Source organism: Arthrobacter sp. TJ-240 (assembly GCF_058269195.1).
This window is the reverse complement of the sequence record NZ_JBZCNG010000001.1, coordinates 916607-929552: the sequence shown is the minus strand read 5'-3', so window position 1 is coordinate 929552 and position 12946 is coordinate 916607. Positions and strand designations below refer to the sequence as shown.

General features: G+C 70.2%; 15 protein-coding genes. 5 read left to right on the top strand and 10 right to left on the bottom strand.

Annotation, left to right across the window (positions count from 1 at the left end):
- Positions 1-113: 113 nt before the first annotated feature.
- Positions 114-365: a hypothetical protein gene (locus AC4D2C_RS04580; RefSeq protein ID WP_490912952.1), complete on the top strand. Its 252-nt coding sequence runs from the start codon at positions 114-116 to the stop codon at positions 363-365.
- 99 nt (positions 366-464) lie between these two features.
- Positions 465-920 carry a YtxH domain-containing protein gene (locus tag AC4D2C_RS04575; protein WP_490912950.1) on the top strand — a complete coding sequence of 152 codons (456 nt, stop codon included), beginning with the start codon at positions 465-467 and terminating at the stop codon, positions 918-920.
- 137 nt (positions 921-1057) lie between these two features.
- Here AC4D2C_RS04575 and AC4D2C_RS04570 read toward each other — a convergent pair whose 3' ends face one another.
- Both AC4D2C_RS04570 and malQ read right to left on the bottom strand, forming a co-directional pair.
- Complete coding sequence (locus AC4D2C_RS04570; protein ID WP_490912948.1) at positions 1058-2023, bottom strand: NAD(P)/FAD-dependent oxidoreductase; 966 nt, start codon at positions 2021-2023, stop codon at positions 1058-1060.
- A 55-nt stretch (positions 2024-2078) separates the two neighbouring features.
- Entirely contained in the window at positions 2079-4247 is a 2169-nt protein-coding gene (malQ, locus tag AC4D2C_RS04565) for a 4-alpha-glucanotransferase (protein WP_490912947.1), read from the bottom strand.
- A gap of 181 nt (positions 4248-4428) precedes the next feature.
- On the opposite strand from malQ, the gene AC4D2C_RS04560 reads away from it, so the two are divergent.
- The gene (locus AC4D2C_RS04560; protein ID WP_490912946.1) at positions 4429-4743 is read left to right on the top strand and encodes a hypothetical protein; all 315 of its coding nucleotides are present in this window, start codon (positions 4429-4431) and stop codon (positions 4741-4743) included.
- A gap of 4 nt (positions 4744-4747) precedes the next feature.
- On the opposite strand, the gene AC4D2C_RS04555 is transcribed toward AC4D2C_RS04560, so the two are convergent.
- The 6 genes from AC4D2C_RS04555 to AC4D2C_RS04530 all read right to left on the bottom strand — a co-directional run bounded on the left by AC4D2C_RS04555 (position 4748) and on the right by AC4D2C_RS04530 (position 9360).
- The gene (locus AC4D2C_RS04555; protein WP_490908364.1) at positions 4748-5221 is read right to left on the bottom strand and encodes a MarR family winged helix-turn-helix transcriptional regulator; all 474 of its coding nucleotides are present in this window, start codon (positions 5219-5221) and stop codon (positions 4748-4750) included.
- Between the two features lie 69 nt (positions 5222-5290).
- Positions 5291-6328 carry an MBL fold metallo-hydrolase gene (locus tag AC4D2C_RS04550; protein ID WP_490912944.1) on the bottom strand — a complete coding sequence of 346 codons (1038 nt, stop codon included), beginning with the start codon at positions 6326-6328 and terminating at the stop codon, positions 5291-5293.
- On the bottom strand, positions 6325-6945 hold the full coding sequence (locus tag AC4D2C_RS04545; protein ID WP_490912943.1) for a TetR/AcrR family transcriptional regulator: 621 nt from the start codon (positions 6943-6945) through the stop codon (positions 6325-6327). Before AC4D2C_RS04545 ends, AC4D2C_RS04550 begins: the two co-directional genes overlap by 4 nt.
- Positions 6938-7771 carry an alpha/beta fold hydrolase gene (locus AC4D2C_RS04540; protein ID WP_490912941.1) on the bottom strand — a complete coding sequence of 278 codons (834 nt, stop codon included), beginning with the start codon at positions 7769-7771 and terminating at the stop codon, positions 6938-6940. The genes AC4D2C_RS04545 and AC4D2C_RS04540 overlap by 8 nt, the downstream gene beginning before the upstream one ends.
- A gap of 94 nt (positions 7772-7865) precedes the next feature.
- The gene (locus AC4D2C_RS04535) at positions 7866-7970 is read right to left on the bottom strand and encodes an MFS transporter small subunit (protein WP_490912939.1); all 105 of its coding nucleotides are present in this window, start codon (positions 7968-7970) and stop codon (positions 7866-7868) included.
- A 1-nt stretch (position 7971) separates the two neighbouring features.
- Positions 7972-9360 (bottom strand): OFA family MFS transporter, encoded by a 1389-nt coding sequence (locus tag AC4D2C_RS04530; RefSeq protein WP_490912937.1) that lies wholly within the window; start codon positions 9358-9360, stop codon positions 7972-7974.
- Positions 9361-9539: 179 nt separating this feature from the next.
- Between AC4D2C_RS04530 and AC4D2C_RS04525 the strand changes: the two genes are divergently transcribed.
- Positions 9540-10865: an APC family permease gene (locus AC4D2C_RS04525; RefSeq protein ID WP_490912935.1), complete on the top strand. Its 1326-nt coding sequence runs from the start codon at positions 9540-9542 to the stop codon at positions 10863-10865.
- A gap of 70 nt (positions 10866-10935) precedes the next feature.
- Here the strand turns inward: AC4D2C_RS04525 and AC4D2C_RS04520 are convergent, their stop codons facing one another.
- Both AC4D2C_RS04520 and AC4D2C_RS04515 read right to left on the bottom strand, forming a co-directional pair.
- Positions 10936-11151: an AsnC family protein gene (locus AC4D2C_RS04520; RefSeq protein ID WP_490908371.1), complete on the bottom strand. Its 216-nt coding sequence runs from the start codon at positions 11149-11151 to the stop codon at positions 10936-10938.
- 46 nt (positions 11152-11197) lie between these two features.
- Complete coding sequence (locus AC4D2C_RS04515) at positions 11198-11740, bottom strand: acyl-CoA thioesterase (RefSeq protein WP_490912933.1); 543 nt, start codon at positions 11738-11740, stop codon at positions 11198-11200.
- A 134-nt stretch (positions 11741-11874) separates the two neighbouring features.
- Here AC4D2C_RS04515 and AC4D2C_RS04510 point away from each other — a divergent pair, with 134 nt between their 5' ends.
- A complete protein-coding gene (locus AC4D2C_RS04510; RefSeq protein WP_490912932.1) occupies positions 11875-12876 on the top strand; it encodes an NADP-dependent oxidoreductase in 1002 nt (333 codons plus the stop codon).
- The last annotated feature ends 70 nt before the right edge of the window (positions 12877-12946 follow it).

Here is a 12946-nt window from a genome sequence, read left to right as displayed (position 1 = left end):
TCCGTTCCCTGCGACCGGCGGCTACTGTGATCCCGTGCCCGGACTGCCCGGCGCGCGTGGTCCACCAGCAGGCCCGGTTCCACCATCCACTCCGAATCACCGAACAGGCCACCATGACCACCAGACTGTCGCCCTCCGAGGACTTCCCGGAAGACCTCACCGCACTCGACCTCCCCGAGGCCGAGGTCCTGAACAGCAGGATCCACCGCGAACTCGACCACGAGTACGCCCACGACGGCGACACCGCGCCGGAGACCGAGTTCCGGCACGAGGAACTCACCGAGGAGCTGGACCGGCGCGACGAGCAGTCCGGGTCCGCAGCCCTCCCCGCCGGGAACGCCGACTCGGAGCGCCTCTCGTCCTGACCTGCGCCGGGAGCCGCCCGATGCGGAAAACTCCCCTCGCTCCCGTCCCTGCTGTGGTCTAGATTCGAAGGCAATGCAATCCACCGAAGGGAGAAGGGCATGAAGAACAAACTCGTATTCGCGGCGGGCATGGCTGCCGGTTACGTCCTCGGCACGCGGGCCGGCCGGGAGAGTTACGAGCAGCTCCGGTCGAAGGCGCAGAAGCTGTGGAACGACCCGAAGGTGCAGGAGAAGGTGTCGTCGACCACCGACACCCTCAAGAGCAAGGCACCCGCTGTCCAGGACTCCCTCAAGGGCGTGCTGAAGAAGGGCGGTTCGGACTCCGGGGACGGCGCGAAGGATCCGGGCGCCCCGGGCAAGGACATCGGCGCGAGTGGGGACCTCCCCCTCGACATCCCCCCGGTGGTCACCGTCATGGACACCGGAACGGCAGGTGCTGCAGGGACTCCGGGTACTGCGGGAACCACCGGCCCGAGCGGTGGTGACCCGCGACACGTCGAGGACACCCCGTTCGAGGCGCAGGACGGGGACACACGCCCCGACCTGAAGGGGTAGTACCTCCGCACATCAGGGGAGGCCCGCTCGCGCGGACCTCCCCTGATGCATGTCCGACACCGATGCAGGTCCGATGCCGACGCGTGTCAGACGCTGATGCATGTCCGACACCGATGCAGGTCCGACGCCGACGCGTGTCAGACGCCCTCGCTCACCGCTTCCTCCGCGTCGAGGCACGCGGCGCAGTCGGCCTCGACGAGCAGGGCGTTGACGGCGACGGCGGTCCGGTAGGCGTCGCCCGCGGCGGGCGCCAGCTGCGCGGCCGGGTCAGCCGCGTTGCCGACGGCCCAGACCCCCTCCACCGAGGTGCGCCCGATGTCGTCGGTGACCACGCAGCCGTCGTCGCGCAGGGCGCACCCCAGTGCGTCGATCAGCGGTAGACCGGTGTCGGAGCCGGGCTCGCAGAAGACCGCCGAACAGGGGTGTACGGAACCGTCCTCCAGACGGACGCCGCGCAGGGCCCGTGGCGCGCCGTCGTCCCCGTCCGCCAGGACGAGGGCCTCGACGCGCCCCTCGGCGATCCTCACACCGCGAGAACGCAGGCGCCGCTCGTCGTCCTCCGTCAGGGGGTCGAGGGTGTGGGGGAAGAAGGTGACGTCCTCGGACCACTGCCGCACCAGCAACGCCTGGTGGAGCGAGCTCGACGAGGATCCCAGGACACCGAGAGGCTGGTCCCTGACCTCCCAGCCGTGGCAGTACGGACACTGCAGCAGGCCGCGGCCCCACGCCTCCCGTGCGCCCGGGACCTCGGGGAGGACGTCACGCAGCCCCGTGGCGAGCACGAGGTGCCGCCCCTCGGCCGACGCGCCGTCCGAGGTGGTGACGGACCACGCCTCCCGGACCTTCCGGGCTCCCTCGGCGGTGCCCTCGAGGAACTCCACACCGTACGGCGCGAGGTCCTGCCGTCCCAGCGCGACGAGTTGATCGGGTGCCGCCCCGTCCCGCGTGATGAATCCGTAGGCAGCCCCGGCCGGAGCGTTGCGCGGCGTTCCCGCATCGACCACCAGAACACTCCGCCTGGCCCGCCCGAGGACGAGTGCGGCACTCAGTCCGGACACCCCTCCACCCACGATGACGACGTCGTACGTTCCCAGTTTGTCCATCCCTCCATCCGATCATGCGGCGCGGACGGCCCGCGGCATCAGATTGTGCTTGCCATCAGGGGACTGGCTCTGCGACTTCCCCGTCCGCCGGGACACCCAGCGACGCGACGAGCGAGGCGAACCGCTCGTTCCCGGCGAGGTCCTCGACGAGGACCGCCTTGCCGTCGGCGTCGGCGAGGGGGATGCGCCAGTTGGGGTACTCGTCGTTGGTGCCCGGCTGGTTCTGGGTGCGGCGTTCACCGACCGCGTCGGCGAGTGCCACGCCCAGCAGCACCGAGGGGGTCTGCGCTATGAAGGCATGGAGCGCCTCGACGGTCTGCCGGACGTCCGGTGACGCGCCCTCCAGGAGGCCGCGCTGCCGCAGGAGCGCGAGGAACTTCTCCTGGACGGCGCGGTCCTCGGCCTGTTCCTCCGCCACGGGGCGGCTGAGCAGCCCGAGCTTCTCGCGCAGCGCCACGTGCTCGCCGGCGAGGTAGCCCGCGCTCGGCGGGAGATCGTGCACCGTCACCGTGGTCAGGCAGCCCTCGCGGTAGGCCTCGGGCGGCCGGGGGCCGTCCTCGTCCTGCTCGAACCAGAGGATCGAGGTGCCGAAGACGCCCCGCTCGCCGAGGTACTCCTGCACGCCGGGCTCGAAGACGCCGAGGTCCTCGCCCACCACGACCGCCCCGGCCCGCTCGGCCTCCAGTACCAGGATGCCGATCAGCGCCCTGTGGTCGTAGTAGACGTACGCTCCGGCGCCCGGCGCCGCGCCCTGCGGGATCCACCAGAGACGGAACAGGCCCAGGATGTGGTCCACCCGGATGCCGCCCGCGTGGCGGAGGATGTTGCGGAGCATGTCGCGGAACGCCGCGTACCCGGACGCTGCGAGGCGCTCGGGGTGCCACGGCGGCTGGCTCCAGTCCTGACCGTGCTGGTTGAACATGTCCGGCGGCGCACCCACGCTGATGCCCGACGCGAGCACGTCCTGCAGCGACCACGCGTCGGCGCCGCTCGGATGGACGCCCACGGCGAGGTCGTGCACCACGCCGATCCGCATCCCCGCACCCGTGGCCTCGAGCTGGGCCTCCTGCAGCTGCTCGTCGAGGAGCCACTGCAGCCACTCGTGGAACTCGATCCGGGCGGCGTGGCGCTCCGCGTACTCCCGCGCGCTCGCCGACCCCGGCCGGCCGACGTCGTCCCACTCCGGCGCGCCCGGAGGGTAGGTCTCGGCGAGCGCGGACCAGAGGGCGAAGTCGGCAAGGCCCTGCCCCTGGTGTGCGCGGTACGCGTCGAAATCGTGCTGGCGCTGCTCGGGGCGCGGGTGGGCGAAGACGAGTTCCAGTGCCTCGAGCTTCGCGGTGTAGGAGGAGTCGCGGTCGAGCAGGTCCGTGGCGGTGTTCGCCGCGGCGAATCCGGCGGCGAGGGCGCTGATCCTCGCCCGGGCGGCGTCGTCGAGCCTCGCGTACTCGGGGATGTCCTCGATACGCAGGTAGAGGGGATGGAAGTAGCGCCGCGTCGTGGGCAGGTACGGGGACGGTTCCACGGGAGGCACGGGCTCGGCGGCATGCAGGGGGTTGACCAGGACGAAACCGCCGCCGTGTGCGGCTGCGGCCTGGGCCAGCCGCCCGAGGTCGGAGAGGTCCCCGATGCCCCACGACTCGGCGGAGCGGACGGAGTAGAGCTGCGCCATGAGGCCCCACGTGCGGTGCTTCCTGAGCGCCGCCGTCGTGCTCAGCCGGTCCGGCGTGACCACGAAGGTGGAGGAGGTCTCCCGCCCGTCCACCCTTGCATGGACGGTGTGCCAGCCGAGCGGCAGGGCGTGCGGCAGTGTGCCCTGCCGCTGTTCGAGAGCCTGCCCGTCGACCGTCCGGCCCCCTGTCGCGTCGCCGACGGTGCCGGTGTAGTGGACCCCGTCCTCGTCGACGGCCCAGAACTCCACCTCGGCGCCCACCGGCAAGTGCAGGACCACCGGGTCGATATCGCTCCGACGCACCACGACGACGGTGGGGAGCACCGAGCGCCACGGGCCGTCCTCGACGTCCGTCAGCGCCTGCCCGATCGCGGCGTCGGACGAGGCGTCGACGCCGAGCGCGGCGAGGACGGTGACGAGCGTCTCCGGCGTGACGCGCGCAGGCCGGCCGTCCCACCCCTTGAAGGTGGTGCCCACCCGGTGGGCTTCGGCGAGTTGCTCGAGGGGTGTGGACGCCACCGGGGCGTCTTCTTCATGCTGCGTCGTATCTGCCATGGCTCCAATCTAGGCACGCGGGAGCAGCCGGTGCATCCGCCCCGCACCGCCTCCGCCGATTTGACGGCACCGGCCGGACCCCGTGCCCGCCGCGGATACCAGTCCGGGGAGGGTCCGGCAAGCCTGCGCGCGCCCGGGGGTCCGGCTGGCAGCGGCACGGACCCCGGTGCGACCGTGGGACATGGCCTATTTCCTGGAGTACGTCGTCCCTGCGGAGAGCGGCGGGGCGGACGTGCCGCTCGACGACGATGGTGACGGCGTCACGATCCCGCTGGGTGAGACCGCCGAGCGGGTGGTGCATCTCGACACACTGCCCGCACGCAGCCGGATCGCCGCCGGAACGGTCGAGGACGCGCGGGCCGAGGCCGAGCAGCTCCTCCGGCACAGCAAGGCGGACGCCGGTGAACTGTTCGATGATCCCGCCGACTCCCTCGATGCCCGCTCGGGGCAGCGCGTGGGGGTCTTCCGCGAAGGGGCGGGGTGGACCGAGGGCTGATCCACTACCAGGTGTCCTTCTTGTAGGCGCTGTTCAGCCGGGCGATCAGCAGTCCGAGCGTCTCGACGTCGCCCCTGTCCCAGCTGCGCATCAGCGCGGTGAAGGCCGTGCGGCGGCCAGCCTGGGCGGCGGCCAGCTGCTGCTGCCCCCGGGCGGTCAGCAGGACACGCTGCGAGCGGGCGTCCGACGGGTCGAGCTGGCGGCTGACCAGGCCGAGCCGCTCCAGCGCGCCGAGCTGGCGGCTCACCGACGGCTTGCCCACCCCGATGCTCGTGGCGATGTCGGTGGCTCGGAGCGACCCCTCCCGCTGCAGCAGGGTCAGGACGCCGTAGGCTGCCGGCTCCATCTCCGGGTGCACGTTCTTGGCGAGCGCGTGGGACGTGGTCCGTTCGCGGCGCCACAGCACGCTCGTCTGCTCCTCCAGCACCTCGATGGCGCGGTCGAAGTCCACCCCGTCCGTATCTGCTGCTGCGTCCATGGAGGAAGCGTATAGATGCCGGAGGCACTCAGGGAGGTCCTGGCCGGAAAAGTTCGAAGATGTCGAGGCTCAGGGCAGCCCGTGCCGCCGGACGAAATCCCGGTGCATCTCGGTCTGGGACAGCGCGGAGAGCAGCTGGAACCCGTGCAGACCGTCCCAGCCCGCGGTCCAGGTCAGGCGCGAGGCGATGCCCCACACGGTCGGCTCCTCCTCGATGACGGCGGCCACCTCCCGGGCACGCGCCAGCTGGTGCCCGGCGCACCGGATGGCCCGCCGGCGGAGGCCCGTGAACCGGTAGCCGTGCCCGGGCGCCGCCTCGTACCGGCCATAGGGCAGGATCCGCTCCACGGACGCGAGGTAGTCGGCCAGCGGGTTCGACGGCGTCGCTCCCCCGAGTCCGAGGCCGGGGAACACGGTCGGCAGCACGTGGTCGCCGGTGAAGAGGAGACCGCGGTCGTCGTCACGCAGGCAGAGGTGCCCGGCGGTATGGCCGGGGGTGGACATCACTGTGACCCGGAAGCCGGGAACGGGCAGGAGGTCCCCGTCGTCGAACTCCCGGTCGACGGCGAGCACCAGCCCCTCGGGCGACCGGTCCACGTCCTGGGCCAGCTCCCCGCGGCGCTCCTCCGGTACACCCCAGTCCGCCAGGCGTCCGAGGTGCGCGGCGGTATCGACGCGGCGGACGCTGCGCCGCTCGAGCGCCCGGCGCTCCAGCGCGTGCATCGCGAGCGGCGCGCCGGATGCGGCCCGCAGGCGGGCGGCCATGCCCACGTGGTCCGGATGGAGGTGCGTGCCCGTGATGCCGGTGACGGCGTCGGCCCCGGATGTGCCGTTCCCGGGCGCGGCGGGGGCGATCTCCGCGAGGGCCGTGGTGAGGCGGCTCCAGTTGTCGTCGGAATCCCAGCCGGGGTCGACGACGTGGACACCGCCGTCCGTGCCCCGCAGCAGATAGGTGAAGGAGTAGGCGAGGTGGCCGCCGGGCATGGGTTGGGCCAGGGCCCAGACGTCGTCGCGTACCCGGTCCAGTGGGGGGAGCTCGCCCCGCTCGACCGCGTCCATCTGCTGCGTGCTCGTGGGGTGCGGGCCCGGGTGGTCTCCTTCGCTCATGGGGTAGCCGTTCCTCGCCGATCGGGTGTCGGGGCGGCTTCCGGGCCGGTCGGGTCGGTCCACTGCGTGAGGGCGACGGTGAAACCGTGGACGAGGCGTTCGAAACTGCGGTCGATGTCCGCGCTCATGGCGAACGATCCCGTGGTCTCGAGGAGGACGAAGCCGTGCAGGGAGGAGCGGAAGGCCCGGATCGCGTCCACGGCGTCGTCGCCCGCCAGGTCGTACCCGGAGAGGACGTCGGCGATGACCTGGATACCTGCGAGCGACACGGCCTCGTCCTCGAGGTCGCCCGGTGAGGGCGGCCGCTGCGAGGATTCGTAGCGGGCGGGGTGCTCCCGCGCCCAGTCCCGGTAGGCCTGGGACATGGCGTGGATGGCGGCCGCGCCGGAGCGGCCGACCGCGGCGCGGGCCAGGACCTCGCCGAGGTCGCGCTTCGCGCGGACCGAGATGTCGCGATGCAGTCCCGCGATCGAGTCGAGGTGCTTGTAGAGCGAGGGCTGGCGGATTCCGAGCCGTCCGGCCAGGGCCGCGAGCGTCAACCGGTGGAGGCCCACCTCGTCGACCATCAGCTCGGCTTCCTCCACCACCCGGTCGCGGGAGAGACCGGCCCTAGGCATGCTGCACGGTCCTGAGGAAGCGCAGGACGGCGTCCGCAGTCACGTCGGGCTGCTGGGCCTGGGGGTAGTGGCCGGCATCGGCGACCATGACGACCTCCGCCCGAAGGGCGTCACCGACGAAGCGGGCCTCGGCAGCGGGGTCCCTGAAGTCGGGGTCCTTCTCACCCATGATCACCATCGTCCGGGCGGTCACCGCACCGAGCTTGGCCTCGACGGGATCGTGGTCGGTCTGCCGGGTGGTGAACGAGAACGCCCTGCCGTAGGGCTTGCGCCTGAGGCTCGCCACGACCGCCTTCCGGTACTCCTGGAAGTCATCGGGCTTGCGGCCGGCGTAGAGGGTGGGCATGTAGGCCTTCCATACGGTCGCGATCCACGCCGGGGCCATCATGGCGCGGAACATCCCGCGGACGACGGCATTGGTCGGCGGGTTCCGCACGAACGGGCCGACCAGCACCAGTCCGTCGATCAGGTCGGGATGGTCGGCGGCGACGATGACCGCCGCTCCGGCGGCCATGGAGTTGCCGACGACGACTGCCGACCCGCCGAGGTGGGCGATCAGCGCCCGGATGTCGCCTGCCGTCTCGACGTCACCGTAGGCGGAGAAGGTGGTATCGCTGTCACCGTGACCGCGGAGATCGCTGCTGGCGACCGAGTAACCGGCAGCGACGAGCACCGGCGCCAGGAAGCGGTACGACGAGCGCAGTTCCCCCATCCCGGGCACGAGGACGACGAGCGGGCCGGAGCCCTGGAGGTCGTACGCGACGCGCCCGTCAGGGCGGGCGAGATACAGGGTCGCAGGGGCGGAGGCGGAAGGGGAGGGAGTCATGAAGCTAGTATGTATCCCCATATGGCTATGGTCAATAGCCATATGTCTCCCTTCCCCTCGGCGCTCCCGTCCGTCCCGGCCCGGCCCGGCCGGCTCAGCCGCCGAACAGGGCCGCGACGCGGGTCAGGGTCTGGAAGATACCGTAGGCGAGGGGCACTCCTACAAGTGCCCAGGCGGCGGCGATGCGTACTCCGGTCATGTCAGGCCTCCTTCACGGATTCGCGCTGTGCGCCCTTGACCGGCTCGTGGAAGCGGGGGTCGACGGGCTTGATGAGCAGGTTGGCGATGAAGCCGACGATCAGCAGTCCCACCATGGTGAGCAGCGCGGGCTGGTAGGCGCCGGCGGTCAGCTCGCCCGGCGTGCCCTGGGCGTCGAGGAACGCATTGACGATCAGTGGCCCCGCGATGCCGGCGGCAGACCACGCGGTGAGCAGCCGGCCGTGGATCGCGCCGACCTGGTACGTCCCGAACAGGTCGCGCAGGTAGGCGGGGACGGTGGCGAACCCGCCGCCGTAGAAGGAGATGATCACGAAGGCCAGGACGACGAACAGGAGCGTCGTCGAGGATCCGGCCAGCGCCAGTACCAGGTAGAGAGCGGCGCCCCCGCCGAGGTACACCATGTAGATGCGCTTGCGCCCGATGATGTCCGACGTCGTGGACCACACGAAGCGCCCGCCCATGTTGCCGATCGAGAGCAGGCCCACGAACCCGCCGGCGATGGCGACGGTCACCGCCGTGGTGCCGTCCGCGCCGCGGAAGAAGTCCTGGATCATCGGGGACGCCTGCTCGAGGATGCCGATGCCGGCCGTGACGTTGCAGAACAGGACGATCCAGACGAGCCAGAACTGGCGGGTCCTGATCGCATTGGCGGCGGACACGTTGTCGGTGGTGACCAGCGGTTTGGACTTCAGCTGCGAGGGGTCGAAGCCCTCGGGCTTCCAGCCGTCGGCCGGCACCTTGATGGTGAGGGCGCCGAACATCATGTAGACGAAGTAGACCGCGGCGAGCGTGAGGAACAGCTTCCCGACGGCGTCGCCGCTGGCCACCCAGCCCTCGGCCCCGGAGTCCGGGTCGTACACGCGCAGCAGCTGCGTGGACAGCGGGCTGGCGATGAGGGCGCCGCCACCGAAGCCCATGATGGCCATGCCGGTGGCGAGGCCGGGGCGGTCGGGGAACCACTTGATCAGCGTGGACACCGGCGAGATGTAGCCGATGCCGAGGCCGATCCCGCCGATGAAGCCGTACCCGATGTAGACGAGCCACAACTGGCCGGTGAAGATGCCGAGCGCGCCCACGAGGAAGCCCGAGGTCCAGAACACGGCGGAGGCGGCCATCGCCTTGCGGGGGCCGTTGCGGTCCACCCAGGTACCGAGCACGGCCGCGGACAGGCCGAGCATCACGATCGCGATCGAGAAGATGATACCGATCTGGGTGAGGGTGGCGTCGAAGTGGGCCGTCAGCGCGGTCTTGTACACGCTGGTGGCATACGCCTGACCGATGCACAGGTGGACGGCGAGCGCTGCCGGCGGGATGAGCCAGCGGTTGTATCCCGGTGGTGCGATGGTGTTCTCGCGGTCCAGCCAGCTCATCGATGCCCTCTCCATAGCATGATCGGCCGATCCCGGCCATGGTTGATACAGGCAAGTATGCTTTGGATCACACCTGCCGGACACTCTTCCGCGGCAGGTGGCGTTCCTGGCGCGCCGAGTGGTAGGGGCCGGACCCGAATAGCCAGCAGGCTTAGTGTTCTCGCCATAGAATGACCCCTATGGCCACCACTGAGCAGGTTCCCGACACCAGATTGAAGCGCGGCATCTCGGGGCCGCTGCTGTACCTCTTCATCCTCGGCGACGTCCTGGGCGCGGGCGTCTACGCGCTCGTCGGCGTGATCTCCGAGCAGGTGGGCGGTGCCATCTGGGTTCCCCTCCTGGTGGCCCTGGCCCTGGCCCTGCTGACCGCCGGCTCGTACGCCGAACTCGTCACGAAGTACCCGAAGGCCGGTGGTGCCGCCGTCTTCGCCGAACGCGCGTTCGGGAAGCCGCTCATCTCGTTCCTCGTCGGGTTCTGCATGCTCGCCGCCGGCGTGACGAGCGCGGCGGGTCTCGCCCAGGCCTTCGCCGGCGGGTACCTCACCACCTTCATCGACGTCCCGGCCGTGCCCGCGGCCCTGGTGTTCCTCGTCCTGCTGGCCCTGCTGAACATGCGCGGCATCAAGGAATCGGTCCGCAGCAACGTGGTCATGACCGTCATCGAGGTGTCCGGCCTGGTACTGGTCATCGTCGTCGTCGGAATCTTCGTGGGCGGCGGCAACGGCGACATCTCCCGCGTCACCGAGTTCCCGCCCGGTGTGGGCGCGGCGTCGGCGACGCTGTCCGCAGCCCTGATCGCCTACTACTCCTTCGTCGGCTTCGAGGTGTCGGCGAACGTCGCCGAGGAGGTCAAGGACGTGAGCCGCGTCTACCCCCGTGCCCTCTTCGGCGCCCTCCTGACGGCCGGCGTGGTGTACCTCCTGATCGGCCTCGCGTCCTCCGCGGCGCTCGCCCCCGAGCAGCTCGCCGGCTCGAGCTCACCCCTGCTCGACGTCGTCGCGGCGACCGGCGCGGGGATCCCTCCCTGGCTCTTCAGCCTTGTGGCCCTCATCGCCGTCGCAAACGGCGCCCTGCTCACCATGATCATGTCCAGCCGCCTGACCTACGGGATGGCGGAGCAGGGGCTGTTCCCATCGGTGTTCGCCCGCGTGCTCCCCAACCGCCGCACCCCCTGGGTCGCGATCATCGCCACCACCCTCGTGGCCATGGCGCTGACGCTCACGGGCGGGCTCGAGTCGCTCTCGCAGACGGTCGTCCTGCTCCTGCTGTTCGTGTTCCTCAGCACCAACATCGCAGTGATCGTGCTGCGGAAGGACACGGTGGACCACCGGCACTTCCGCATCCCGGCCATCTTCCCGTACCTCGCGATCGCGTCCTGCCTCCTGCTGCTCACACAGCAGACCGGCGAGATCTGGCTCCGCGCCGGGATCCTCCTGGCCCTCGGGCTCGCCCTCTACGGGATCCAGCACCTGATGCGCGGCCGGACGACGAAGACTGCCCGGTAAAACGCGGCCGGCACAGGACACGACAGGACAGGGGGAGGCGGGCCGCTCCCCCTGTCGTGTCCCGGCGCTCCTACCGCTTGCCGTACTTGCGGTGCACCGCCTGCTTGCTCACGCCCAGGCTCTGGGCGATGGCCTCCCACGACAGTCCGGCCTGGCGCGCACCGCGCACGAGGCCGGCCTCCGCCCTGCCCACCTCCCGGTGCAGCTCGGCGATCGCCCGCAGCGATTCCGCGGGCCCCTTCCCGTCCATCGAGCCGACGAGTGTCTTCATGCGCTCCACCTCCATGCGTCAACATTAGTTGACAAAGCGCGGTCGAGACAAGGGTGCGCGCTCACCAGGAATGCGGTGCGGGCCTGCGCGTACTCGGAAGCGTGTTGTTGAGGCGCCACTCATGGATCCACTCGGGCAGCACGAGACCCTCGGGCGGCGCACCAAAGGCCGAGATGATGTCCTCATTGCCGACCGGGCCTTCATCGGAGACGAGCCGCGTGGCGATCACGGCGCGGGCGTAGATCTCGCCGTCGGACACGGCACGCTGCTCGAAGTATATGGCGCGCTCGTCGAGGCCGAGAATGCGGGTCTCGACGGAGTACCGCTGGCCGAGCTGGAGCGACTTGCGGAAGCTGATCGTCTCTCCCGCCGCGACGGGACTCCACCGGCGGGCACGCATCATCCGCCAGACACCACTGCGGACCATGAGGTCGAAACGCCCGAGGTCGAACACCGAGAAGTACATGCCGTTGTTCATGTGCATCGCGATGTCGATGTCCGTCAGGAGGACGCGCAAGGGGATGCTGCCGGAATCCCAGATACCGAGGGCGGGTCGCCTGCCGGAGACGAACAGTTGCAGCATCGTGCGGAAGATCAGGTGCATGCCGCTATGTTACTCATTGGTAACATGGCCGTCGACGGATCCTCGGCGGTCGAAACGGAATATCCCCTCCGTTTCAACCGTTGTGGTGGGCAGGACACAATCCACGAGGAATCGATCCAGCACCAGGAGCAGTCATGACCACCAGCACCCAGATCCAGCTCGTCTCGCGCCCCGTCGGCGTTCCCACCGTCGAGGACTTCGCCACGGTGGAGGTGGAACTCGCCGCGCTCGGGACCAACGAGGTGCGCGTCCGCAACGAGTACGTGTCCGTCGACCCCTACATGCGTGGCCGGATGAGCGACTCCAAGTCCTACATCCCGCCGTTCGAGCTGGGCGAGACCATGACGGGAGGTGCGGTGGGCAGGGTCGTGGAGTCGACCTCCGACGCGCTTCCCGTGGGCAGCGCGGTCCTCCACAGCTTCGGCTGGCGCGACCTCGCGCAGGGACCCGCCGACCACTTCTCCGCCCTCCCGGAGACGGACCTGCCCCTGTCGGTCTTCCTCGGCGCCGCCGGCATGACCGGGCTCACCGCTTACGCAGGACTGAAGCGCGTGGCCGGGCTGAAGGAGGGGGAGATCGTCTTCATCTCCGGAGCAGCCGGTGCCGTCGGCTCCATCGCGGGGCAGGTGGCCCGCAAGCTCGGCGCATCACGGGTCATCGGCTCGGCCGGGTCGGACGAGAAGGTGGCACTCCTCAAGGAGAAGTACGGGTACGACGACGCATTCAACTACAAGGACGCTCCCGTCCGGAAGCAGCTGCGGAGCGTCACACCCGACGGCATCGACGTCTACTTCGACAACGTGGGCGGGGATCACCTCGAGGCGGCCCTGGACCGCCTCAATCGCGGCGGCCGTGCCGCACTCTGCGGCGCCATCTCCCAGTACAACGCCACGGAGCGCACCCCGGGCCCCGACAATCTGGCCAACCTCGTGAAGAACTCCCTGAAGCTCGAGGGATTCATCGTCGGCCAGCACCAGGACCTGCAGGGCGAGTTCGCGGAGAAGATGACGGGGTGGCTCGCCGACGGGAGCGTGGTGTTCGACGAGACGGTCGTCGACGGCATCGGGAACGCCGTCCACGCCTTTCTGGACATGATGAACGGCGCGAACACCGGCAAGATGCTCGTGCGCCCCTGACCGCTCCGCACCTGCCGGCAGGGGCCGCCACCGGTCGGACCGGCGGCGGCCCCTGCAGGACGGCGATTCC